Consider the following 22,689-nt stretch of genomic DNA (forward strand, 5'->3'; position numbering starts at 1 on the left):
TTTGGAGTGTGATGTGATGAAACGAGCCCTTGCTGTCTCTGTTCCCGTGCTGCTGGTCCTGCTGGCCGGATGTTCGACGGTCGAGCTGCCGGCCTGGAGTCCGGACGGGCAACCGGCCGCCGGCACCGCCGCCGCCGCCACCCCCGAAGCGCCGCGCACGCTCAGCGCAGGCTCGGTGGTGACGCCTGGCGACGGTGTGTCGCGTTCGGCGACCTTGCCGCCGGACAACCAGCCGCCGGCGCGCAACTGGACGGAATACCGCCTGCGTGCGGCCGACCGCATCAACCGCGCCAATCCCCAGGGGCTGTACGACGGCGACCTGCCCAGCGTGTTCCAGGCGATACCGGTGCTGCGTGTGCACCTGACGGCAGACGGCGATGTCAGCCGCGTGGACGTGGCGCGCGAGCCCGGTCAATCGCCCGAGACCGTGCAGATCGCCACTGACGCCATCTACCGTGCCGCGCCGTTCGGCAGCACGGCCCAACTGCCCCAGCCGGCGCAGTTCACCGAGACCTTCCTGTTCAACAGCCAGCTCAAGTTCCGCCTGCGCACCACGGTCGAAGGCCGCTGATCTCGACGGCGAACACGGCGGCCGGGTGCCTTCAGGGGGCCAGGTTCTGGATGCTGTATTCGAGCTGGTAGAGCGCGCCCTCCGCATCGGCCTGGGCGCCGAGCGCGGCCAGCCGGTCGGCTGCCAGATGGGCGGCCACGGTGTCTCTCACACCGGCGGCACTGATGCCCTCGATGAGCACGATGCGCTCGGGCAGGCCGATGGTGCGCCCGCGTTGCTGGCCGGCATTGCCGGCAGTGAGCGCCACGTCGTTGACGACGTAATGCACCCCGCACACGTGGGGCAGTTCGTGCAGGGCGGGCAGCACATCCTGGGCCAGGGCCCGGTCGAGAGCCTGCTCGCGGCCGGGCTCGGCCTTCAGCCGCAGCGTATGCACGAAGCCGCCCATCGCATGGCCCTGGCTGTAGACGATGTCGCACGCCCCGCGCACGTTGTTGCGGAAGGACGGCAGCACGCGGCTCGACCACGGCGTCGGGTTGAGCACCCGCTGGAGGTAGGTGTCGCTGGCGAGCACGTCGGTGCCCGAGACCTCGTAGAGGGTGAGGAATTCGACGCCGCCATCGACGGCGATGCAGCGGCGGCCGCGCAGAAAGCCCGGGATGCCCAGGCGTTCGACCATGTGTTCACGCGGATGCCATTCGAAGAAATCGGCGCGTGATTCGGGCAGGATGTCGTTCCAGATCGCCACGAGGGCGTGACCGGCGAGTGCCATGTCGTGTCTCCAGTTGAGTGATTGAACAGTTGATCGAGTCGATGCGAGACGGGGGGCAGGCGGTGCCTCAGGCGGGGATCGCCTGCGCCTCGCCCGCATGTGCGCTGCCGATCGCCGGAGGCGCATGCCGTGGACGGGCGGTGTCCTGCAGAGGCCGGATCGCACCGGCCAGGGCGTAGGCCTGGTCCATCAGGCGCAGGCTGCCGAGCTGGTCGGACGCCGAGGTCCAGAAATCGCCGCGGCCGGCTCGAAGGCGGTCGGTGAAGTGCTGGACGGCGTCGTCGAAACACGCCTGCCGCACCGCATCCTCGTCGTAGTGCAGGGTCTGCTCCTCGGCACCGAAGAGCCTGAGCGTGCCGTTTTCCAGGGTCACGCTGCAGCGGGTGCCGGCGATTTCCACGCGGTCCGGCGCACGCGTCGCGTAGCCGGCCGCCGTCATGCTGCCTTCGACCACCACGCTCAGCCCGCCCGGTGCGCGCAGCAGCATGACGGCGTTGTCCTCGCCCCGGATGTGTTCGCTGGCGCGGCCCAGGCTGCAGGCCAGCATCTCGAGCTCGCCGAACAGGGCGCGGGCGACATCGAGCTCGTGGATCAGCGATTCGGCCACCAGCACCCGGCTTTCGCGGGCCAGAAAGGGCTGGCGGGTGAGCGAGGTGACGAGGCCGTCTTCCCGGCGCAGCATGTTGGAGCGCCACAGCGCGATGCGGGCCTGCACCGGCTGGCCCAGGCGGCCTTCGTACAGCCACTGCGCGATCTGTCTGAAATAGGCCCTGTAACGCCAGTTCTCGTTGACCATCACGTGGATGCGCGAGCCGACGTCTTCCAGCAGGGCCTGCGCTTCGTCGAGGCTGGGGCACAGCGGTTTTTCGCACAGCGCGTGCACGCCGTGCCGGGCCGCCAGGCGGATCATGTCCGCATGGGTTTCGCGCGGGGTGACGATGTCGACCGCGTCCAGCCCTTCGGCGGCCAGCATTTCCTGGGGCGAGCCGTAGCTGGCGGCGATGCCGAATTCTGCGGCACGCTGGCGGGCGCGCTCGGCGACCGGATCGCACACGGCCACCACCTGCGCACCCTGGCAGCGCGACCAGGCCGAGAAATGGTTGCCGCTGATCATGCCGCAGCCCAGCACGCCGACGCGCAGCGGGCGTGTCGATGCTTCAGCCATGGAGGGCTCCTTCGACGGTGAGCCGGGCGGGCTGCCGCGCCGCGCGCCGCTGGTCGTAGCCCTGCATGAAGCGCCGCGCGTCCGCGCTGGCCGCCAGGGCCTTGTCGCGGGGGCTGCGGTCGGCCAGATCCTGGCGCGAGACCTCGTATTCGATCTCGGTGCCGGGCGGCAGGGCGTCCAGGAAGTCGTCGAGCGGCAGGTCGCCGCTGCCTGCCGGCAGGCGGGCGGTGCGGGCCTCCTGCATCAGGGCTTCGTCGCTGGCGGGGGCGCTCAGACGGCGGGCGTCGCACAGTTGGGCAAACACCACCTGCTCGGGCGTGAGGCCGGCCAGGTCGGCCGGCGTACCGCCCGAACGCTCCAGATGCAGGGCATCGAGCAGCAGCCCGGTCTGCGGCGCGCCGCTGCGGGCGATGACCTCGATGGCCTGGCCCAGCGTGCGCACGGCGCTGTAGGGCAGGAATTCGAGCGCCACACGCATGCCGGCGGCCGCAGCGGCTTCGCCGTAGCGGGCCAGCCGGTCGGCAAAACGCGACAGGTCGTTGTCGAAGCCGTTGACCACCAGGATACCTGCGCCCAGCGCATGTGCGGTGTCGACGGCCGGAGCCAGGTGATCCCAGGTCACGTCGGGGTAGAACTGATAGGCCGAGATGTTGGAGATCGCCACGCCGTCCTGCGCGGCACGGTCGCGCAGGGCCTGGATCAGCGCGGGCTGGCCGATGACGGGCGTGGCGAAGGGGTCGCCGGGACGACGGCCGCAGATGCGCAGGCCGACCCGTCCGAAGCCGGCGGCGCAGGCGGCATCCACCGTTTCCATCGGCGTGGCGCTGATCGTGAGGTGGGCAAGGGTGAGTGTTTTCAAGACTGGGCTTTCAAGGATGGGAAACGGAGGACAGGGCCGATCCGTGGGTCAGGCGGCTTCGATCGCCGGGCGGCTGGCCAGCGCCTCGGGCAGCGGCACGCCCAGGCGGTTGCCCAGCGCATGCAGGTCGTGCGCCACGTTGCGCGGCAGCGTGATGCCTTCGCGCAACTGGCGCTGCTGGGTGGCCCAGGCACGCTCGCCGGGCATCAGGATCTGCTGCACGCCGGGGACCAGCGGCGTGGCCTTGAGCATGGCGACCATGGTGTCGACACGCTGCTTGAACTGCTGGGGATCGGTCAGCCGCGCGATGTCGATGGCGATGTGCATGTGGCCGTTGCCGATGCGCTGTTCGGTGGCCTGGAACCACGCGGGAATCTCGCCCAGCATGCGCGCGCCGGTGAGCGCACCGCACAGGATCTCGCCGAAGACGGCCAGGCCGTATCCCTTGTAGCCCAGCGGCAGCAGCGCGCCGCCGGCGGGCAGGTCGGCGGGGTCGGTGGTGTCGTGGCCATCGCCGGTGATGACCCAGCCGGATGGAATGGCCTCCCCCTTCTTGGCGGCCAGCCGCACCTTGCCGCCCGCCGCCACGCTCAGGGCCATGTCGAGCACGATGGGGCCCTGGCTGGCGCTGGGCGCGGCCAGCGCGATCGGGTTGTTGCCGATGGTGTTGCGGCGGCCGCCCCAGGGGGCCATGCCGGGGTAACCATTGGTCCAGGCCAGGCCGATCATGTCGTGCGGCAGGGCCATCATGGCGTAATGCGCGCAGGCCCCCACGAAGTCGCTGTTGGTGGCGGCGACCATCGCGATGCCCTGGGTGCGGGCCTTGTCCACGGCCAGGCGCATCGCCGCCGTGGCCGTGACCGCACCCAGCGCACCGTCGCCGTCGAGCAGGGCGGTGGCCGGCGCGTCCTGCAGCACCCGCACCTCGGCTTGCCGCTTGGCGCCGCCGTCGACCAGCCGGGCCACCAGGAAGGGCAGGCGGATGACCCCGTGCGAATGGGTGCCGCGCAGGTCGCTGTCGACCAGGCTGGCGGCGACATCCTCGGCCTCGCTGCCGTTCAGACCGGCCTGCACGAAGCACGCACGGACAAAACGTTGCAGATCCGCGTGCGGGACCGACACCGGCGGTGTCTCGGGGGATTGGTCGTTCATCGTGTCCCTCGCTTACTTGGCGAGCATGTTGGCGGACTTGGCGACGGCGCCGAAATCCTGATAGTCCTTGTCGATGCGGGCCTTGAAGTGCGCCGGGCTGTCGCCGACGGCCCGCACCGACATGGTCTTGAGTCCGGCCTGGACTTCGGGCGCCTTCAGCGCCTGCACCACGGCCTCGTTGAGCCGGCGCACCACGGCATCGGACGTCCCCTTGGGAGCATGGAGGCCGAACCAGTTGCTGGCGGCTTCGAGCTGCGGCATGCCGACCTCGGCCACCGTGGGCACATCGGGCATCTTGGGGTTGCGCGTGCGGCCGAAGATGAGGATGGGCCGCAGCTTGCCCTCGGCGATGTAGGGTTCGGCCACCGGCGGCGCGTTGAGGCTCATCTGCACCCGGTTGGCCAGGAAATCGGGCATCAGCTGGCCGGCGCCCTTGTAGTGCACGGAGTCGATGTCCGCACCCGACAGCATCTTCAGATACTCGAGGTACAGGTGCATGTTGCCGCCGATGCCCGCGTCGCCGTAGAACATCGATCCGGGCTTGGCCTTCGACAGCGCCACGAACTCCTGCATCGACTTGGCCGGCACGTCCGGGTGGATGCTGAGGATCTGGTCGCCGTCGCCCATCATGGTGATGTGGGCCAGATCGGTCACCGGATTGACCGACATCGTCGTGGTGTGGGGCGAGACCACGATCTGCCCGACGCCGGAGGCCAGCAGGGTGTAGCCGTCGGGCGGGGCGCTGGCGACGAAGGTGGTGGCGAGGTTGCCGGCTGCGCCCGAACGGTTCTCGATGACCACCGGTTGTCCCAGGCGTTCGCTCAGGGGGCCGGCGAGCAGCCGGGGCAGGCCGTCGGTCAGGCCGCCGGGGGCAAAACCCACGATGATCTTGATCGTCCGGCTGGGATAGTCCTGGGCCTGGACGTGCGCCGGCAACGCCAGAAAGGCCGCGCCGGCGCAGGCTGCCGCCGCCAGGGCGAGCAGGCGCCGACGCCCGCCGAGGGCGCGGCCGGGAGAGGTTTCGGGGCGATGGGGTGGGCGGGTGTTGTGCATGCTTGTCTCCTTGTCTTGTCTTGTCTTGTCGGTCTGTCTTTTGGGGCTCTGCAGGGGGCCGGCGTCGTCAGCGCGGGCGCGCGGGCGGCACGCCGCCGTGCACGGCCCAGCCGTTGCTTGCCAGTACGCCCGCATCCACGGCCAGATTGGCGCCGGTGATCGCCGAGGCCCGGTCGCTCAGCAGGAAAGCGATGGTTTCCGCCACCTCGGCGGGCTCGACCAGCCGGCCCAGGGCGCTGACCTCGGCGGGCGAGACGGCATAACGCTGGCCGTCCCGGATGTTGTCGAGCATGCGCGGTACGGCCACGAAGCCGGGGCTCACGGCATTGACCCGCACGCCGCTGCGTCCCCATTCGCCGGCCATGCCTTCGGTGAGCATGTTGACGGCGGCCTTGGCCGAGTAGTAGGCGTGGCCATGGTTGGGCCGCTGGCCCACCATCGACGAGATATTGACGATGGCCCCGGCGCCCTGCCGTGCCATGCGCTGCGCAAAGGCCACGTTGCACAGATAGGTGCCGCGGTAGCCGATCGAGACGATGCGGTCCCAGTCGGCGACGGGCAGCTTTTCCGGTGCCATGCGGGGTGCAAAGATGGCGGCGGCGCTCACCAGGGCAAAGACCGGACCCTGCCGGGCTTCGATGGCCTGGGCCGTGTGCTCGATCGATTCGGCGTCGCGCACATCGACCGCGTAGGCCTGGCCGCCGCAGTGCCGTGCGGTCTCATGCGCAGCGGCTTCGTCGAGGTCGGCCACGGCCACCTGCCAGCCGTGTCCGGCCAGGCAACGCGCCGTGGCGGCTCCGATGCCGTTGGCGCCGCCGATGATCACGGCCAGCCGGCCCCGGCCGTCGCCGGATCCTGTCTGTTCCTGCATGTCAGTCTCCTTGTCTTGTCATGGACCCGCCGTGTGCCTGCGGGATGCATCCATTACAGCCAAGGGCGGCGTGCAAGTCCAAAACGATAGGCATAGGCCAGCCATCAGTTTTTCTTAGGTCGGCAGGCCGTGCCGCAGCGATTCAGCCGCCGGCTTCGGTTTCCTCGGCCATGGCCGTCGCCATGGCTTGCGAGAGGGGCTGCTCGAGCGCGCCATAGGGATGGGCCAGTTCGCCCAGTGCCTGGCAATAGACCTGGGTGCAGCGGCCCAGCAGATCGAGCAGCGCGCTTTCGTGCCGCATGGCGGCGCGCTTGCGCGAACGCACTAGGTACAGGGTGCGGCGCAGACCCGGATCGGTGATCCGCCGGGCCTGCAGGCTGCCGCGCAGCAGATCGTCGCGCACGTTGCCATACGGAACGACGGCGGCGGCCTCGCCCTGCATCACGATGTTCTTGATGGTCGAGATCGACGACACATCGAGCTGGACCCGCACCTCGAGGGCCAGCCGCCGGGCCGCCGACAGCACCTGCTGGCGCACGCCGTCGCGCTGGCCGGGCAGCACCAGCTCGTGCTGCAGCACCTGCTCGAAGTCGATGGACGCCAGCCGGGACGGCATGTCCGGCTGACCGGCCGAGCTCGGCTGCAGCCCCGTCGCACCCGGCCGGCTGGCCGTGATGAACAGCAGTTCCTCTTCGAGCAGCGGCACCCGCAGCAGGCCCGGACGCTCGTGCACCTCGTAGGCCAGAGCGACATCGACCTCGTGCTGTTCCAGCGCGCCCAGCAGCACCGGGCTGCGTTCCTCGGCCAGGCTCAGGCGCACGCCGGGCAACTGCAGACGCGCCTGCTCGATGAGTTCGCGGGCCACCAGGTTCATGTAGCCATTGGTCACGCCCAGCACCACGCCTTCGCGTTCGCGGCGGCCGGCGGCGGTGACCTGGCGTTCGGTCTCGTCGACCAGGCGCAGTACCTCGCAGGCCCGTTCGTACAGCAATTGTCCGGTGCGGGTGGGCGAGACGCCGCGCGAGTGGCGGCGCAGCAGCGTCACGCCCAGATGGTCCTCGAGCTGGCGGATCTGCATGCCGAGTGCGGGCTGGGCCACGAAAAGCTGTTCGGCCGCACGTGTCATGTTGCCGGCCTCGACCACCCGGACGAAGTATTTGAGCTGTCGCAGATTGATGGCGTACCCCCTTGGAGACCGGTCCCCGGGCCGGCGCCGGGTGTCTACTGTAAAGTGAGGCCCAGTCCGGGCATGCCCCGGTTTACCCCAGATCGCGCGTGTCGCGGGGCTGTCCTACCGCTTTCGGTCGGGCCCCGTTCGCCGTGTCGGCCGTATCCATGCAACAATCGCCGCCATGTTTTTCACATTGCCGACCCTGCTGACCTGGACACGCATCATTGCGATCCCGCTGATCGTGGGGGTGTTCTACCTGCCGCTGCCCGAGTCCACCCGCAACCTCGTGGCCACGGTCATGTTCATCGTCTTCGCGGCAACCGACTGGGCCGACGGCTACCTGGCGCGCAAGCTCAACCAGACGTCGGCCTTCGGCGCTTTCCTCGATCCGGTGGCCGACAAGTTCCTGGTCTGCGCTTCGCTGCTGGTCCTGGTGCACCTGCAGCGCGCCGATGTGTTCGTGGCGCTCATCATCATCGGCCGCGAGATCGCCATCTCCGCGCTGCGCGAATGGATGGCGCAGATCGGCGCCTCGCGCAGTGTCGCGGTGCACATGCTCGGCAAGGTGAAGACCACCGTGCAGATGCTGGCCATTCCCTTCCTGCTGTATGACGGACGTCTCTTCGGCTTCGTCGACACCGGCGTGTGGGGCGTCTGGCTGATCTGGCTGGCTGCCGTGCTGACCGTGTGGTCGATGATCTATTACCTGCAGAAGGCCATCCCCGAGATCCGTTCGCGGGTGAAGTAAGGCACGCGGCGGCCCCGAAGCCGCCGCGGCAGTCCTACTGCCCGCGCGGCAGCCGCACGCGCATGACGGTGTGGTCGTCCGGCGTGGCCTCGGCCGTGACCGAGCCGCCGTGCGCCTGCGCGATTTCCCAGACGATGTAGAGCCCCAGCCCCAGCCCGTCGCTGTTCGACGGATTCTTGGCACGCCGGAACGGCTCGAACACATGCGGCAGGATATCGGCGGGAATGGCGCCCTTGTTGCGCACCGTCAGCACGATCTCGGCTGCCTGGCTGCCGTCGGCCTTGATCTCCACCGGAAATCCTTCCTGTCCGTGCCGCACGGCATTGGTGACCAGGTTGGTGAGCAACTGCCCGATGCGGTCGCTGTCCCAGCGGGCGGCCAGGTCGCCCTGGCAGTCGGCCTGGATCTGCGCATTGGGGAACACCGTGGACTTGCCCTGCACCGTCAGCGCCACCAGTTCGCCGGCGTCGAGGGCGTGGGGCGAGATCGGGATGCCGCCGCCCAGCCGGGCCCGCGAGAGGTCGAGGATGTCGTTGATCATGCGGCTCATCAGCTTGCCGCATTCGGCGATCTGCGCCGCCTTGCTCTGCACCGACGGGTCGTCCGCCTTGCGTTGCAGCAGCGTCGAGAGCATCTGGATCACCGAGAGCGGGCTGCGCAGGTCGTGTCCCAGGATGGCCGAGAAGGTCTCGTTGAGACGCAGGGTCTCGGTGCGTTCGGCCAGTTCCTCGGCCAGTTGGCGCTTGGTGCGGTAGAGATCGAAGAACACCCGGGCCTTGGTCTGCAGGATCCGGGGCTCGATCGGCTTGAACAGGAAGTCCACCGCACCGGTTTCATAACCCTTGAACATGCGCGAGGCGTCGTGTGCGCCCGCCGTCACGAAGATCAGCGGAATGTGGCGCGTGCGCTCGCTGCCGCGCAGCAGCTCGGCCAGCTCGAAGCCATCCATTTCGGGCATCTGCACGTCGAGCAGGGCCAGCGCGAGATCGTGCTGCAGCGCCAGCTCGAGCGCTTCCTGCCCCGAGTTCGCGCAGAGGATCTCGACGCCTTCGCCCTTGAGCAGCGCCGACAGGGCCAGCAGGTTTTCCGGATGGTCGTCGACCAGCAGGCACTTGACGGGCGACTGGGGGACGGACGGGAGAGGCTGTGTATCCATGGTCGTGACTTTGTTCAGGATAACGAATGCAGGAAATCCGCCAACTGCGGAGGACTCAGGACGAGGGCTTGCGGGCAGTGTTCGATCGCGGCCAACGGCATGGTGTCGACCGCGGCCGTCTGCGGCGACTGCACCACGGCACCGCCGCCTTGCAGCGCGATGCAGGCCAGACCCGCAGCGCCGTCGGGGCTGCCGCCCGACAGCACGATGCCCAGCGCACGGGGGCCGTAGGCATCGGCGGCGGCTTCGAACAGCACGTCGATCGAAGGACGCGAGAAGTACACCGGTTCGTCGACCGACAGTGCGAGGACTGGCCCCGTGTCGACCAGCAGGTGGTAATCGGGGGGCGCGACATAGACGTGGCCCGGCTTCGGCGTCACCTTGTCCCGGGCCTCGCTCACGGGCAATGCACAGCGCGGCGCAAAGATGGCGGGCAGAAGGCTTTCGTGTTCGCGGGGCAGGTGAACCACGATGAAGACCGCCGCCTGCAGGCTGGCTTGCAGCGCAGGCAGCAGCCGCAGCAAGACCTCCACGCCGCCGGCCGAGGCGCCGATGACGATGGCATCGAACCGCCTGCGGGCCAGCCGCGCCAACTGCTGGGACGGTTGGTCGAGGGGCGGCAGCGCGCTCATGCCGACGCTTTCTGATAGATGCGTTCCTGCGGCGCGATCTCGGTGAAGGTGTGGGCGTGGCGTGAAAAGCCCAGCGACTCCTTGGAGCCCAGACCGAGGAATCCGCCGATGCAGAGCGACTCGTGGAACAGGCCGAGGGCACGGTCCTGCAGCCCCCGGTTGAAATAGATCAGCACGTTGCGGCACGAGACGAATTGCATTTCGGCAAACACGCTGTCGGTGGCCAGGCTGTGGTCGGAAAAAACCAGGTGCCGCTTGAGCCGCTCGTCGAACTTGGCGTGGTCGTAGGCTGCGGTGTAGTAGTCCGACAGCGAGCTGCGTCCGCCGGCCATGCGATGGTTGCGGGTGTATTCGGCCATGCGCGAGAGCGGATAGACACCGGCCTGCGCGGTTTCCAGCGCCAGCGTGTTGATGTCGGTGGCGTAGATGATGGAGCGCTCGAGCAGGCCCTCCTCGGCCAGCAGGATGGCCAGCGACCAGGCTTCTTCCCCGCTGCTGCAGCCGGCCACCCACAGCTTGAGCGAAGGGTAGGTGTGCAGCAGCGGCATCACATGCCGGCGCAGGCCGATGTAGTACTCGGGGTCGCGGAACATCTCGGTGACCTGCACGGTGAGGTAGTTCAGCAACTCGTTGATGATGCCGTCGTCGTGCAGCACGCGGTCCTGCAGTTGGGTGAGCGTGAGGCACTCGAAGCGTGTCATGGCCGCGCGCAGGCGGCGCTTCAGCGAGGCGCCCACGTACGCCCGGAAGTCGTAGTGGTACCTGAGGTACACGGCCTCGAGAAACAGGTGCAGTTCGATGTCGGAGATGCGGTGTGGCATGGGCGCAGTCGGGGTGTACCTCGTCACTTGCGGATCCAGACACGGATCAGCGACATCAGCTTCTCCACGTCCAGGGGTTTGGCGATGTAGTCGTTGGCGCCGGCGGCCAGGCATTTCTCCTGGTCGTCGCGCATGGCCTTGGCGGTCAGTGCGACGATGGGCAGCTTGGCGAACTCGGGCCGCTGGCGGATCGCGCGCATCGCGGTGTAGCCGTCCATCTCGGGCATCATGATGTCCATGAGGACCAGGTCGACCTGGGGTTTGCCGCTGGTGCCCAGCGTGGCATCCAGGGCGTCCACCGCCTCGCGGCCGTTGCGGGCGATCTCGACGATGACGCCCTTGGGTTCGAGCACCGCCGACAGCGCAAAGATGTTGCGCACGTCGTCCTCGACCACCAGCACGCGGCGGCCCTCGAGCAGCGCCTCGCGGTTGCGGGCCTGCTTGAGCATGCGCTGGCGCTCGGCCGGCAACCGGTTCTCCACCTGGTGCAGGAACAGCGTGACCTCGGCCAGCAGCCGTTCGGGCGAGCGTGCGCCCTTGATGATGATCGAGCGCGAGAAGCGATGCAGCTCGGCTTCCTCTTCGCGGGTGAGCGACCGGCCGGTGTAGACGATGACGGGCGGAAAGCTCACCGCGTCCTGCTTGGACATGCGTTCGAGCAGGTCGTAGCCGCTCATGTCCGGCAGGCTCAGATCCATCACCATGCAGTCGAAGGTCTTGTCGCGCAGGGCGGCCAGCGCATCGGCGGCCGTCTCCACGGCGGTGATCAGCACGTCGTCGCCCGCCAGCAGTTCACGCACGCTCTCGCGTTGCCGCGCATCGTCTTCCACGACCAGCACGGACTTGTACTTCTGCGACATGCGTGCATCCAGCGTGCGCAGGGCCACCACCAGTTGGTCGCGGTCGACCGGCTTGAGCGCATAACCCACGGCACCCATCTCCATCGCATCGTGCGAGTAGTCGGCCACCGAGATCACGTGCACCGGCACGTGGCGCGTGCGCGGATCGCGCTTGAGCTGGTCGAGCACGCCCAGGCCGGAGAGGTCGGGCAGATTCATGTCCAGCAGGATGGCGCTGGGCTGGTAGGTGCGGGCGGCGGTGAGCCCGGCCGCTGCGGTGTGGGTGAGCAGGCACTGGAAGCCGGACTCGTTGATCAACGTCCTGAGGATGGCCGCAAAACGCACGTCGTCCTCGATCACCAGGATCGTCCGGATGCCTTCCTTGAGGTTGGCGCGGTCGTCCTCGGGCTGCGGTTCGGACGCGGTCTGCGCTGCGGGCTGGGGGGCCGGTGCAAAGAAGGAACTGCTGCTCGCCGCCGCGGGGGCGGGCGGGGGCGGTGCCGGTGCTCGCTCGGGCGCGGGGGCTGCGTCGCCGGCCTTGGCATCCAGCGGCAGCGAGAGGGTGAACGTGCTGCCCTCGCCCAGGGTGCTCTGCACCTGGATGTTGGCGCCGAGCAAGGTGGCCAGATCGCGCGAGATGGCCAGGCCCAGACCCGTGCCGCCGTATTTTCGGTGGGTGCTGCCGTCTTCCTGCACAAAGGCGTCGAAGATGGCGTCGAGCTTGTCGGCCGCGATGCCGATGCCGCTGTCCTGCACCACGACATGCAGGCGGCGGCGCTCCGTATCCGCGGCCACCCGGAGGGAGACTTCGCCGCGCGACGTGAACTTCAGCGCATTGGACAGCAGGTTCTTGAGGATCTGGTTGGTCCGCTGTTCGTCGGTCACGATCATGGCCGGCACGTCGGGGCCGAGGGGATCCAGTCGCAGCACCAGGCCGCGTTCGATGGCCAGCGGCTCGAAGGTCTGCTGGAGGCCCTTGAGCAGGTGCGGCAGCGACACCGGCTGCATGTCGATCTCGACTTTGCCGGCTTCGATCTTGGCCAGGTCCAGGATGTCGTTGATGAGATTGAGCAGGTCGTTGCCGGCCGACGAGATGGTCTGCGCGTACTTCACCTGCTCGGCGGTCAGGTTGCCGTCCTTGTTGTCGCCCAGCAGCTTGGCCAGGATGAGGGTGGAGTTGAGCGGTGTGCGCAGCTCGTGGCTCATGTTGGCCAGGAACTCGCTCTTGTACTGGCTCGCGCGTTCGAGCTTTTCGGCCCGTTCGGCCAGCGCCAGCTTGGTGCTGGCCAACTGGTCGCGCTGGGCCGAGAGCTCGCTGGCATGCTGCTCGAGCTGCAGGTTGTTCTGCTCGAGCTCGGCCTGCTGGTTCTGCAACTGCGACTGCGATTCCTTGAGGGTCCGGCTCTGTTCCTCGAGCTCTTCGTTGCTGACGCGCAGCTCTTCCTGCTGGGTCTGCAGTTCCTCGGCCTGCCGGCGGGTCTCCTCCAGCAGTTCCTCGAGGCGCGTGCGGTCGCGGGCCGCCCGCACGCTCATGGCCAGGTTCTCGACCAGGCCGCCGATGAGTTCGATATCGGCCTCGTCGACCTGACGGAAAAAGCCCAGCTCCAGGACGGCCTGGACACGGTTGCCGACCACCGCAGGCACCAGCAGCAGCTCGCGCGGCTGGGACGATCCGGTGGACGAGGTGATCTGGAGGTAACCCTCGGGCAGGTCCTGCACGTGCATCAGGCTGCGGCCCTTGGCCGCCTGGCCCACCAGTCCCTCGCCGGGCTCGACCACGGCTCGGGTCGCCAGTTCGGACGGCAGCGCGTAACCGGCGATGCGCTGGAACTGGCCGTTGGGCAAGGCCAGATGGAAGGCGCCGACATGCGCGTCGAGCAGTTGGGCGATGGTCGACAGCGCGCCTTCGCCCAGTTGTTCGATGCGCGGATCGCCCTGCAACTGGTTGGCCAGCACGAGCTGGCTGCGGCGAATCCAGGCCTCGCGGGCCCGGCGCCTGTGCTCGGCCCCGGCACTCAGGGCCGAGGTGCTGATGAGCACCAGCAGCAGCACGGCGCCGATCAGGTTGACGATCAGGGTGCGGTTGACGATCTCCGACCACTGCGCGCGGTCGATACGGGCCTGGTCACGTTCGGTGGTGTCGATACGCTGGAGCCCTTGACGCAACTGGTCCATGACCAGCTTGCCGCGGTCGGTCTGCACCAGGCTCAGCGCCTGTCCGGCATTGCCGCCGCGCTGCAGGGCCACCGTTTGTTCCAGTTCCGCCATCTTCTCGTCGACCAGCGTGGCCATCTGGTTGAGCCTCGACAACTGCTCGGGGCTCTTGGCCAGCAGCTCGCGCAGCTTCTGGATGTGACCCGGCAGCTCGACCTGGGCGTTCAGGTAGGGCTGGAGGTAGGCGTCGTTGTCGGTCAGCAAGTAGCCGCGCTGGCCGGTCTCGGCATCCTTGAGGGCCACGAGCGCTTCCTGCAACTCGGCCGAGACGGCGCCGGCGTGGGCAATGGCATCGGCGACCTGCAGGCGCTGCATGTGGCTCTGGTAATTGGCCACGCCCATGACGATCACGGACAGGGCCGCCGCCAGGAAGCTCAGCACCGTCGTCAACGGCAGCGAGTGGCGCTCGCGGCGCAGAAGGGCGGGCTCGTCGATCGCATGGGTGTCCGGGCGTCCCTGTCCCAAAGTGCGCGAGAGCTCGCGCCTGATGATGTGCTTCATGAAAATCCAATGATTCGAGTCGTGGCCTGTGCGCAGGCATCGTGCGCACGGCTGCTGCGGCCCTGGAAAGCGCGGTCACGTCGGCCTGCGGGGCTGAATACGGCGGAGTCACTGTACCAGTAATCACCCGTATCGGAAGAGGTGAATGCGCGGGGAAATCGGCTCATGCGCACAGGCTGGCACGGGTTTCGCTGCTGTCCTACAAGTCGCTTTGCCGGGGCTGGCTATGATTCGCTTCGTCGGCTTGAACGACACCGGTTTGGGTCCATGCAGTGAAGGGCCCAGGCGACCGGACTTCAACTGCCGTGACGTGGGCCGCGTAAGTGCCCACGACCAATTCAAGGCCTCGGCTGCGCTGCTGCCGATGCCTCCACCGCCCTGGAACGGCCCGCCGCACGCCTGTCGTGCCGCGGGTTTTTTGATGCCCCGATGCCGCCTGACGGGCTCAGACGCCCAGTCCGTCGCGCCATGGCTGCGACTCGAAGCGATCGCGCAGGAACTCGGCCAGCAGGGTGCTGCGGCGCGGCGCCTGGACCCGGAAGGGCGCGAGCCAGTGAATGTCGGCGTCGAGCATGGCCAGGTCCGGCAGCACGGGGTGCAGGGTGCCGTCGCGCAGGTGATGGGCGACGTCCCACAGGCTGCGCAGCATGATGCCGTGACCGGCCAGGCACCAGTCCCGCACCAGTTCCCCCGAATTGCTCGAGAGGGCGCCCTTGACCCGCGCCGTGCTGGGCGCACTGCCTGGCAGCGGCCGGCCCTCGCGGTCGACGGACTGCAGCGTCCAGGTGTCGAACTGCTGGTTTTCGCGCACCACCAGGCACTCGTGGCCCGCCAGGTCGTCGAGCGATGCCGGGGTGCCGCGCGCAGCCAGATACGCCGGCGCAGCGACCAGCACACGCCGGTTGGGCGCCAGCCGGCGGGCCGACCACTCGTGGCTGCGGTCGGCGCGCGGCGACCACAGCCAGATCGCCGCGTCGTAGCCTTCGCTGGCGAGGTCGGGCAGCTTTTCGGTCAACTGCAACTGGATGGCGACCCCCGGATGGCGCTGCTGGAAATCGGCCAGTGCCGGCCCCAGCCACAGCCGGCCGAATCCGAAGGTGGCGGCCAGCCGGAGGGTGCCGACCGCTGTGGTGTGCTGGTCGTGCACCGCCTGCTCCAGCGCCTCGAACCCGCTCAGCAGGTGTGTCGCGCCTTCGACCAGGCGTTCGCCCTCGGGTGTGGCGGCCAGCCGCCGCGTGGTGCGCAGAAAGAGGCGCACACCCAGCTCGGTTTCCAGCCGGGCCAGGCGCTTGCTCGCCACCGACGCCGTGACGCCCAGTTCGGCGGCCGCGGCGGCCAGGCTGCCGCGGGACTTGAGGCTGCTGACCAGCAGCAGATCGGATCGGTCCATGCCCATGTGTAGTCCTTGATTCATGCAAATTATGACCGAATGAATGTCATGATTGATGCTTGATCGGATGGCAACTGCCTGCGCACAATGCAGCCATGTTCACTGACTTCCAGCCCTTCGAAATCGAGCGCGACGGTGTGCGCCTGGCCGGCCGGCGTGGCGGCGAAGGCCCGCCGCTGCTGCTCCTGCACGGCCATCCCCAGAGCCATGTCATGTGGCACCGCGTCGCCCCCGATCTGGCGCGCCGGCATACGGTGGTGATGATGGACCTGCGGGGCTACGGCGACTCGTCGCGCCCGCTGCCGGACGCCGCGCACGCCGCCCATGCCAAACGCGAGATGGCGCTCGACGCCCTGGCCGTGATGGCCCATTGGGGGCATGCGCGGTTCCAGGTGCTGGCACACGACCGCGGGGCGCGGGTGGCACACCGGCTGGCGGCCGACCATCCCGATGCCGTCGAACGCCTGATGCTGCTCGACGTCGCCCCCACGCTGGGCATGTACGAGGGCACCACCGAGGCTTTCGCCCGGGCCTACTGGCACTGGTTTTTCCTGATCCAGCCGGCGCCGCTGCCCGAGCGCCTGATCGAATCCGATCCCCAGGGCTACCTGCGCGGGGTGATGGGCAAGAGGCATGCGGGCATGAGCGCCTTTGCGCCCGAAGCGCTGGCCGAGTACCTCCGCTGCCTCTCGATTCCCGGCAGTGCGGCCTCCCTCTGCGAGGACTACCGGGCCTCGGCCGGCATCGACCTCGCGCACGACCGGGCGGATGTCGCCGCCGGCCTCAAGCTGGCGCAGCCGTTGCGGGTGCTGTGGGGCGAACACGGTGCCGTGGGCCGCTGCTTCGACGTGCTGGCGCTTTGGCGCGAGCGGGCCGAGTCCGTCGCCGGCCAGAGCCTGCCGTGCGGCCACTACATCGCCGAAGAGGCCCCCGAACGGCTGCTGGCCCAGTGCCAGGATTTTTTCCGCTGCGCCTGAGCAGGGCTCGGCGCCCGTGTTTCCTATGATTCTGGAGAGTATCTGATGACGAAGAAAACCCACCGCATCGCGGTCATCGCCGGCGACGGCATCGGTCAGGAAGTCATGCCCGAAGGGCTGCGGGTGATGGAAGCCGCGGCCACCCGGTACGGCATCGACCTGCAGTTCGACCATTTCGATTTTTCGAGCTGGGCGTACTACGAGCGGCACGGCCAGATGCTGCCGGACAACTGGAAAGAGCAGATCGGCGGCCATGACGCCATCTACTTCGGCGCCGTGGGCTGGCCCGACAAGATCCCCGACCACGTCTCGCTCTGGGGGTCGCTGCTGATGTTCCGCCGCGAGTTCGACCAGTACGTCAACCTGCGGCCGGCCCGTCTCATGCCCGGCATCACCGCACCCGTGGTGCGCCGCGACGGCTCGCCGCGCGAACCCGGCGAGATCGACATGTACATCGTGCGCGAGAACACCGAGGGCGAGTACTCCAGCATCGGCGGGCGCATGTACGCCGGCACCCCGCGCGAAATCGTGATGCAGGAAACCGTGATGTCGCGCCACGGCGTCGACCGCGTGCTCAAGTTCGCGTTCGAGCTGGCGCAATCGCGTCCCAAGAAACACCTGACCAGCGCCACCAAGTCCAACGGCATCGCCATCACCATGCCCTACTGGGACGAGCGCGTGGCCGAGATGGCCCAGGCCTATCCGGACATCCGGCTCGACAAGTTCCACATCGACATCCTCACGGCCCACTTCGTGCAGCGGCCGGATTTCTTCGACGTGGTGGTCGCCAGCAACCTCTTCGGTGACATCCTGTCGGATCTGGGCCCGGCCTGCACCGGCACCATCGGCATTGCGCCCAGCGCCAACCTGAACCCGGACCGCACCACGCCTTCGTTGTTCGAGCCGGTGCATGGCTCGGCACCCGACATCGCGGGCCGGGGCATCGCCAATCCCATCGGGCAGATCTGGTGCGGCGCGATGATGCTGGAGTTCCTGGGCTACAAGGAAGCGCACGACGGCGTGCTGCGCGCCATCGAGGCGGCGCTGGAGCCGGGCAGCGATGCGCCGCGCACGCCCGACATCGGCGGCACGGCCAGCACGTCCGACCTGGGCCGCGCGATCGCGCAGAGCCTCTGACCGGTCGCCCGGGCCGGAGTCACTGGCTGCTGTTGAGCGCCCGGCTGCCGACCCGCTGCTGGAAAGCGGCGAGGGTGCGGTACTCGTCCTGCAGCTTGTGCGGCAGCGACAGAAACACCGGCTTGAGCTGATCGTAGAGCGCCGCCGATTCGGGATCGGGGCTGTGGCGGTGTGTGGCGCCCACCATGTCCGCCACCACGTCCAGGCTCTCGACATGCCCCAGTGCATACAGGGCCAGTACGGCAGCCCCCAGGCACGAGCTCTCGAAGCTTTCGGGCACGATGACGTCGCGGTTGAAGACGTCGGCCATCATCTGCCGCCACATCGGCGAGCGCGCAAAACCGCCCGTGGCCTTGATGGCGCGGCTGGTGCCCGCCACGGCCTCGACCGCAGGCAGGATGCTGTAGAGGTTGAAGATCACGCCCTCGAGCGCGGCACGGATCATGTGTTCCTTGCCATGGTGCATGCCCAGGCCAAAGAACGAACCGCGCAGGCGGGCGTCCCAGTAGGGGGCACGCTCGCCGGCCAGGAAAGGGTGGAACAGCAGGCCTTCGGCGCCGGGCGAGACCCGTTCGGCGATGCGCGTGAGCACTTCGTAGGGATCGATGCCCAGGCGCTTGGCGGTTTCGGTCTCGGCAGCGGCGAACTCGTCGCGCACCCAGCGCAGGATGATGCCGCCGTTGTTCACCGGTCCGCCGACCACCCAGTGGTCCTGCGTCAATGCGTAGCAGAAGGTGCGGCCTTCGGCATCGGTCAGCGGCCGGTCGACCACGCAGCGCATGGCGCCGCTGGTGCCGATGGTCACCGCCACCTCGCCGCGCTGGATCGCATTCACCCCCAGGTTGGAGAGCACGCCGTCGTTGGCGCCCAGCACAAAAGGCGTATCCGCAGGCAGTCCCAGCGACTCGGCCAGGCTGGCGGGCAGGCCGCGCAGGCTGTCGGTGGTGGGGCGGGGCGTGGCCAGTTGGTCGGCCTCGATGCCGGCCATGACCAGCGCGCCTTCGTCCCAGTCCAGCCGCTCGAGATTGAACAGGCCGGTTGCCGAGGCGATGGAGTGATCCACCACCCACTGCCCGAACAGGCGGTGGAAGACGAATTCCTTGATGCCCACGAAACGGCGCGTGCGCGCGAACAGTTCGGGTTTTTCGTGACGCAGCCACACCAGCTTGGCCAGCGGCGACATCGGATGAATGGGCGTGCCGGTGCGGCGGTAGATGGCCAGTCCATCCCACTCGGCGCCGATGCGTTCGGCCCAGGGCGCGGCCCGGTTGTCGGCCCAGGTGATGCTGTGCGTCAGCGGCTGGTCGTCGCCGTCGATGGCGATCAGGCTGTGCATGGCGGCGCTGAACGACACGGCCAGCACCTGCGTGTCGGCCTGTTTGGCGCGGCACTGCGCGGCGCAGGACTGGATGACCGTGGTGACGGCCTCGAAGATCTGCTGCGGATCCTGTTCGGCGGCGGCGGGCTCGGGGCGCAGCAGCGGATAGTCGACCGCGTGATGGGCCAGCACACGGCCCTTCACATCGATGGCGATGGCTTTGGTGCTGGTGGTGCCGATGTCGACACCGATGACGATCTTCTGGGTCATGGAAGGACTTTGTGCGCTGAGGCGGCCGGACGGCCGGACAGGAGGATCATCACAGAACGGTGGCCAGGGCCATGATGAAAACGATGCCGACCACGGAAATCAGTGTCTCGAGCGCCGTCCAGGTCTTGAAGGTCTGCGCCACCGTCATGTTGAAGTACTGCTTCACCAGCCAGAAACCGGCATCGTTGACGTGCGACAGGATCACCGAGCCTGCGCCGGTCGCCAGCACCAGCAGCTCGCGATTGACGTCGGGCACCAGCGTGACGATGGGGGCCACGATGCCCGCGCCGGTGATGGTCGCCACCGTGGCCGAACCCGTGGCCACGCGGATCAGCGCCGCCACCAGCCAGGCCAGCAGGATCGGCGAGAGGTGCGCCTGCACGGCCATGTGGCCGATCGCATCGCCCACGCCCGAAGCCACCAGCATCTGCTTGAAACCGCCGCCGGCGCCGATGATCATCACGATCGCAGCGGTCGGGGCCAGGCTCTGGTCGAGGAACTTGAGAATCTGCTTGCCGTCGAAGCCGCGCGCCGTTCCGAAGGTATAGAGCGACAGCAGCAGGGCGGCCAGCAGCGCCGTGATCGGGTTGCCCAGGAAATCCATCCAGTGGCGGGCGGTCGAGCCCTCGTCGAACGTCACGTCGGCAAAGGCCTTGATCAGCATCAGCAGCACCGGCAGCAGCACGGTGAAGAGCGTGATGCCGAAGCCCGGCAGGTCCTTGCTGTCGCGCTCTTGAGCGAACTGCTCGGCCATGTCCGAGGTCAGCTCGCCGGGCACGTGGCGGGCGATGAACTTGCCGTAGATCGGGCCGGCGATCATGGCCGTCGGCAGGCCGATGATGAGGCCGTAGAAAATCGTCTTGCCGATGTCGGCGCCGAAGGCCTGGATGGCCAGCAGCGGGCCGGGGTGCGGTGGGATCAGTGCATGCACCACCGACAGGCCGGCCAGCAGCGGCACGCCGATGCGCACCAGCGGCAGGCCGGTGCGGCGCGCGACGATGAAGACCAGCGGCACCAGCAGCACAAAACCGATCTCGAAGAACAGCGGCAGGCCGGTCAGGAAGGCCGCCAGCATCATCGCCCAGTGCACGCGCTCGCGGCCGAAGGCATCGATGAGGGTTCGGGCGATGCGGTCGGCGCCGCCCGATTCGGCCATCATCTTGCCCAGCATGGTGCCCAGGCCGAGCACGATGCCGACGAAGCCCAGGACGCCGCCGAAGCCGTCCTGGAACGACTTGACGACCTTCTCGATCGGCATGCCCGAGGTGATGCCCAGGAAGCCTGCGGCCAGTGTCAGGGCGATGAAGGGGTGCACCCGCCAGCGCGTGATCAGAACGATGAGCAGGATGATGGCGACGAGTGCGTCGAGCAGCAAGAAGACTTGCGGGCTGAGTCCAAACACGAGGGGATACTCCGGTGTCATGACCCCGCTTGCGCCGCGGCAGGCGGCGGGCGGGGCGTCTGTGGTTTTTGAATCGATGATGGCGGGATGCCGCCTGAGCGGCATCCGGGTCGTCCGTTCGTGCCGGCATCGTGAGCCGGCGAACGGATAGCGCTATCCCTTTGAAATGTTGAAAAGCCAGCAAAAGCTGGCCTGTTGCCGTGCACACCCGGTGACCGGTCGCAGATGAAATGAGACAGCGCTATCCTACGAATTGTGCCTCATCGGCAAATAAGTATTTACCCTTGGTTTTCGTCGGTTTGGCCGCCGGATGAGCGTTTACGGCGCGGTTTGCCGCACGACATTGCTCGGACAACGTGAGCGCGGGTCGCCCTTGGCTTAGGATGCAGCGCGCGGCCCAGCCGCGCCCCGTCGCCGACGATCCGATTCTCCTGCCGCTGCCCATGACCCAGCCTCCTTCCCCGCCGCCACGCGCGCGCACGCCGCGCTCGACCGGGCGCGTGACGCTCGACGACGTGGCTCAGGCCGCAGGCGTCAGCCCGATCACGGTCTCGCGGGCCTTGCGCGGGGCACGCAGCGTGGCGCCGCATCTGGTCGAACAGGTCCGGCAGGCCGCTGTCGCGCTGGGTTACGTGCCCAATCTGGCCGCACGGTCGCTGGCTTCGAGCCGCAGCCAGTCGGTGGCGGTGCTGGTGCCGCTGCTCTCGAACCAGTTGTTCGTCAACCTGCTCGAGGCCGCACAGACGGTGTTCATGCAGGCAGGCTACCAGACCCTGCTGGGCGTGACCCACTACCGCCCCGAGGAAGAGCAGCGCCTGTTGCAGATCCACACCGCGCAGCGCCCGGCCGGCCTGCTGCTGACCGGCTTCGACCACACGCCGGCGACACGCGAACTCATTGCCCAGAGCGGCATTCCCTGCGTGCACATGATGGAGCTGGCGCCGGGCGAACCCGAGCTGCCCTGCGTGGGTTTTTCGCAGACCGATGCCGGCCGCGACATCACGCGGCACCTGCTGGCGCGGGGCCGCCGGCGCATCGCCTTTGCCGCTGCCCAGCTCGATCCCCGCGCCATGATGCGGGCCGAAGGTTACCGGCAGGTCATGCGCGAGGCCGCGTGCTACGACGCAGGCCTGGAATGTCTGGATGCACAGCCTTCGAGCATGGCCCTCGGCGGCCGCATGTTCGAGCGGCTGATGGCCGAGCGGCCCGATGTGGACGCCATCTTCTTCTGCAACGACGACCTGGCCCACGGGGCCTTGCTGGCCGCGCAGCGCATGGGCGTGGCGGTGCCGCAGCGCGTGGCCATGGCCGGCTTCAACGACCTCGAGGGCAGCGACCTGATGCTGCCGCCGCTGACCTCGGTGCGCACGCCGCGTGTCGAAGTGGGGCAGCAGGCCGCGCAGATGCTGCTGGCCCTCATCGAGGGAGAGCCGCTCGAGCCGGTCCAGGTCGATCTGGGCTTCGAGGTGGTGGTGCGCCAGAGCACCTGAAGACGAACGCGAGGCGGAGCGGCGCCGCGTCGGGCGACCGGGGCCAAGGTGTACGATTTTGGCTACTTTTTTGTAAAAACTAATAACAACCATTATTAATACGAATCTATAATTCACACCTCTCGCCAGCCCCGTCAGCGCTGCTGCAGCCCTGTCTTCTCCCAACCGAAGCCAGGGCATTTTTACGCCGCGTCCTTGATTCGCCAGCCATGTCGTTCCCACCCTTCCCGAGGTTCCTGA

At 68.1% G+C, this 22,689-nt stretch carries 19 protein-coding genes; 5 read left to right on the forward strand and 14 right to left on the reverse strand.

The genetic code is table 11. The features are described from left to right. Window positions 1-16 precede the first annotated feature (16 nt). Window positions 17-571: a hypothetical protein gene (locus EC845_RS18785; protein WP_148077345.1), complete on the forward strand. Its 555-nt coding sequence runs from the start codon at window positions 17-19 to the stop codon at window positions 569-571. A 31-nt stretch (window positions 572-602) separates the two neighbouring features. Here EC845_RS18785 and EC845_RS18790 read toward each other — a convergent pair whose 3' ends face one another. The 7 genes from EC845_RS18790 to EC845_RS18820 all read right to left on the reverse strand — a co-directional run bounded on the left by EC845_RS18790 (window position 603) and on the right by EC845_RS18820 (window position 7,653). Then, the gene (locus EC845_RS18790) at window positions 603-1,283 is read right to left on the reverse strand and encodes a hypothetical protein (protein WP_123299676.1); all 681 of its coding nucleotides are present in this window, start codon (window positions 1,281-1,283) and stop codon (window positions 603-605) included. 67 nt (window positions 1,284-1,350) lie between these two features. Continuing rightward, window positions 1,351-2,448, reverse strand: coding sequence for a Gfo/Idh/MocA family protein (locus EC845_RS18795; RefSeq protein ID WP_123299677.1), 1,098 nt, complete (start codon window positions 2,446-2,448; stop codon window positions 1,351-1,353). Beyond that, window positions 2,441-3,307: a sugar phosphate isomerase/epimerase gene (locus EC845_RS18800; RefSeq protein ID WP_123299678.1), complete on the reverse strand. Its 867-nt coding sequence runs from the start codon at window positions 3,305-3,307 to the stop codon at window positions 2,441-2,443. The genes EC845_RS18795 and EC845_RS18800 overlap by 8 nt, the downstream gene beginning before the upstream one ends. Window positions 3,308-3,355: 48 nt before the next feature. Continuing rightward, complete coding sequence (locus tag EC845_RS18805) at window positions 3,356-4,459, reverse strand: Ldh family oxidoreductase (protein ID WP_123299679.1); 1,104 nt, start codon at window positions 4,457-4,459, stop codon at window positions 3,356-3,358. Window positions 4,460-4,471: 12 nt separating this feature from the next. Then, complete coding sequence (locus EC845_RS18810; RefSeq protein ID WP_233598172.1) at window positions 4,472-5,512, reverse strand: tripartite tricarboxylate transporter substrate binding protein; 1,041 nt, start codon at window positions 5,510-5,512, stop codon at window positions 4,472-4,474. 67 nt (window positions 5,513-5,579) lie between these two features. Then, window positions 5,580-6,383 (reverse strand): SDR family NAD(P)-dependent oxidoreductase, encoded by an 804-nt coding sequence (locus tag EC845_RS18815; RefSeq protein ID WP_123299680.1) that lies wholly within the window; start codon window positions 6,381-6,383, stop codon window positions 5,580-5,582. Window positions 6,384-6,525: 142 nt separating this feature from the next. After that, complete coding sequence (locus EC845_RS18820) at window positions 6,526-7,653, reverse strand: LysR family transcriptional regulator (RefSeq protein ID WP_370451360.1); 1,128 nt, start codon at window positions 7,651-7,653, stop codon at window positions 6,526-6,528. A gap of 82 nt (window positions 7,654-7,735) precedes the next feature. Between EC845_RS18820 and pgsA the strand changes: the two genes are divergently transcribed. Beyond that, window positions 7,736-8,302: a CDP-diacylglycerol--glycerol-3-phosphate 3-phosphatidyltransferase gene (gene pgsA / locus EC845_RS18825; RefSeq protein ID WP_123299682.1), complete on the forward strand. Its 567-nt coding sequence runs from the start codon at window positions 7,736-7,738 to the stop codon at window positions 8,300-8,302. A 34-nt stretch (window positions 8,303-8,336) separates the two neighbouring features. Here the strand turns inward: pgsA and EC845_RS18830 are convergent, their stop codons facing one another. The 5 genes from EC845_RS18830 to EC845_RS18850 all read right to left on the reverse strand — a co-directional run bounded on the left by EC845_RS18830 (window position 8,337) and on the right by EC845_RS18850 (window position 15,855). Further along, window positions 8,337-9,458, reverse strand: a complete 1,122-nt coding sequence (locus tag EC845_RS18830; protein WP_123299683.1) for a hybrid sensor histidine kinase/response regulator — start codon at window positions 9,456-9,458, stop codon at window positions 8,337-8,339. A gap of 14 nt (window positions 9,459-9,472) precedes the next feature. Beyond that, window positions 9,473-10,090, reverse strand: coding sequence for a chemotaxis protein CheB (locus EC845_RS18835; protein ID WP_123299684.1), 618 nt, complete (start codon window positions 10,088-10,090; stop codon window positions 9,473-9,475). Next, window positions 10,087-10,911: a protein-glutamate O-methyltransferase CheR gene (locus EC845_RS18840; protein ID WP_123299685.1), complete on the reverse strand. Its 825-nt coding sequence runs from the start codon at window positions 10,909-10,911 to the stop codon at window positions 10,087-10,089. The genes EC845_RS18835 and EC845_RS18840 overlap by 4 nt, the downstream gene beginning before the upstream one ends. Before the next feature lie 23 nt (window positions 10,912-10,934). Continuing rightward, window positions 10,935-14,465 (reverse strand): response regulator, encoded by a 3,531-nt coding sequence (locus EC845_RS18845; RefSeq protein ID WP_123299686.1) that lies wholly within the window; start codon window positions 14,463-14,465, stop codon window positions 10,935-10,937. 445 nt (window positions 14,466-14,910) lie between these two features. Continuing rightward, window positions 14,911-15,855 carry a LysR family transcriptional regulator gene (locus EC845_RS18850; RefSeq protein ID WP_123299843.1) on the reverse strand — a complete coding sequence of 315 codons (945 nt, stop codon included), beginning with the start codon at window positions 15,853-15,855 and terminating at the stop codon, window positions 14,911-14,913. Between the two features lie 95 nt (window positions 15,856-15,950). Here EC845_RS18850 and EC845_RS18855 point away from each other — a divergent pair, with 95 nt between their 5' ends. Further along, complete coding sequence (locus tag EC845_RS18855; RefSeq protein WP_123299844.1) at window positions 15,951-16,832, forward strand: alpha/beta fold hydrolase; 882 nt, start codon at window positions 15,951-15,953, stop codon at window positions 16,830-16,832. A 45-nt stretch (window positions 16,833-16,877) separates the two neighbouring features. Then, a complete protein-coding gene (locus tag EC845_RS18860) occupies window positions 16,878-17,969 on the forward strand; it encodes a tartrate dehydrogenase (RefSeq protein WP_123299687.1) in 1,092 nt (363 codons plus the stop codon). A 19-nt stretch (window positions 17,970-17,988) separates the two neighbouring features. Here the strand turns inward: EC845_RS18860 and gntK are convergent, their stop codons facing one another. Beyond that, on the reverse strand, window positions 17,989-19,557 hold the full coding sequence (gene gntK / locus EC845_RS18865) for a gluconokinase (RefSeq protein WP_123299688.1): 1,569 nt from the start codon (window positions 19,555-19,557) through the stop codon (window positions 17,989-17,991). Window positions 19,558-19,606: 49 nt separating this feature from the next. Then, window positions 19,607-20,959 carry a GntP family permease gene (locus tag EC845_RS18870; RefSeq protein ID WP_123299689.1) on the reverse strand — a complete coding sequence of 451 codons (1,353 nt, stop codon included), beginning with the start codon at window positions 20,957-20,959 and terminating at the stop codon, window positions 19,607-19,609. A gap of 443 nt (window positions 20,960-21,402) precedes the next feature. Between EC845_RS18870 and EC845_RS18875 the strand changes: the two genes are divergently transcribed. After that, a complete protein-coding gene (locus EC845_RS18875) occupies window positions 21,403-22,449 on the forward strand; it encodes a LacI family DNA-binding transcriptional regulator (RefSeq protein WP_123299845.1) in 1,047 nt (348 codons plus the stop codon). Window positions 22,450-22,689: the final 240 nt, after the last annotated feature.

Source organism: Comamonas sp. BIGb0124 (genome assembly GCF_003752175.1).
In the GTDB taxonomy this organism is placed as follows: Bacteria; Pseudomonadota; Gammaproteobacteria; order Burkholderiales; family Burkholderiaceae_C; genus Comamonas_F.

Excerpts from the sequence above, each read along its gene's own strand:
- EC845_RS18850 (WP_123299843.1), bottom strand. The coding sequence starts at position 15,855 with ATGGACCGATCCGATCTGCTGCTGGTCAGCAGCCTCAAGTCCCGCGGC.
- EC845_RS18855 (WP_123299844.1), top strand. The coding sequence starts at position 15,951 with ATGTTCACTGACTTCCAGCCCTTCGAAATCGAGCGCGACGGTGTGCGC.
- EC845_RS18840 (WP_123299685.1), bottom strand. The coding sequence starts at position 10,911 with ATGCCACACCGCATCTCCGACATCGAACTGCACCTGTTTCTCGAGGCC.
- EC845_RS18860 (WP_123299687.1), top strand. The coding sequence starts at position 16,878 with ATGACGAAGAAAACCCACCGCATCGCGGTCATCGCCGGCGACGGCATC.
- pgsA (WP_123299682.1), top strand. The coding sequence starts at position 7,736 with ATGTTTTTCACATTGCCGACCCTGCTGACCTGGACACGCATCATTGCG.
- EC845_RS18875 (WP_123299845.1), top strand. The coding sequence starts at position 21,403 with ATGACCCAGCCTCCTTCCCCGCCGCCACGCGCGCGCACGCCGCGCTCG.
- EC845_RS18835 (WP_123299684.1), bottom strand. The coding sequence starts at position 10,090 with ATGAGCGCGCTGCCGCCCCTCGACCAACCGTCCCAGCAGTTGGCGCGG.
- EC845_RS18810 (WP_233598172.1), bottom strand. The coding sequence starts at position 5,512 with ATGCACAACACCCGCCCACCCCATCGCCCCGAAACCTCTCCCGGCCGC.
- EC845_RS18845 (WP_123299686.1), bottom strand. The coding sequence starts at position 14,465 with ATGAAGCACATCATCAGGCGCGAGCTCTCGCGCACTTTGGGACAGGGA.
- EC845_RS18795 (WP_123299677.1), bottom strand. The coding sequence starts at position 2,448 with ATGGCTGAAGCATCGACACGCCCGCTGCGCGTCGGCGTGCTGGGCTGC.
- EC845_RS18815 (WP_123299680.1), bottom strand. The coding sequence starts at position 6,383 with ATGCAGGAACAGACAGGATCCGGCGACGGCCGGGGCCGGCTGGCCGTG.
- gntK (WP_123299688.1), bottom strand. The coding sequence starts at position 19,557 with ATGACCCAGAAGATCGTCATCGGTGTCGACATCGGCACCACCAGCACC.
- EC845_RS18790 (WP_123299676.1), bottom strand. The coding sequence starts at position 1,283 with ATGGCACTCGCCGGTCACGCCCTCGTGGCGATCTGGAACGACATCCTG.
- EC845_RS18830 (WP_123299683.1), bottom strand. The coding sequence starts at position 9,458 with ATGGATACACAGCCTCTCCCGTCCGTCCCCCAGTCGCCCGTCAAGTGC.
- EC845_RS18785 (WP_148077345.1), top strand. The coding sequence starts at position 17 with ATGAAACGAGCCCTTGCTGTCTCTGTTCCCGTGCTGCTGGTCCTGCTG.
- EC845_RS18805 (WP_123299679.1), bottom strand. The coding sequence starts at position 4,459 with ATGAACGACCAATCCCCCGAGACACCGCCGGTGTCGGTCCCGCACGCG.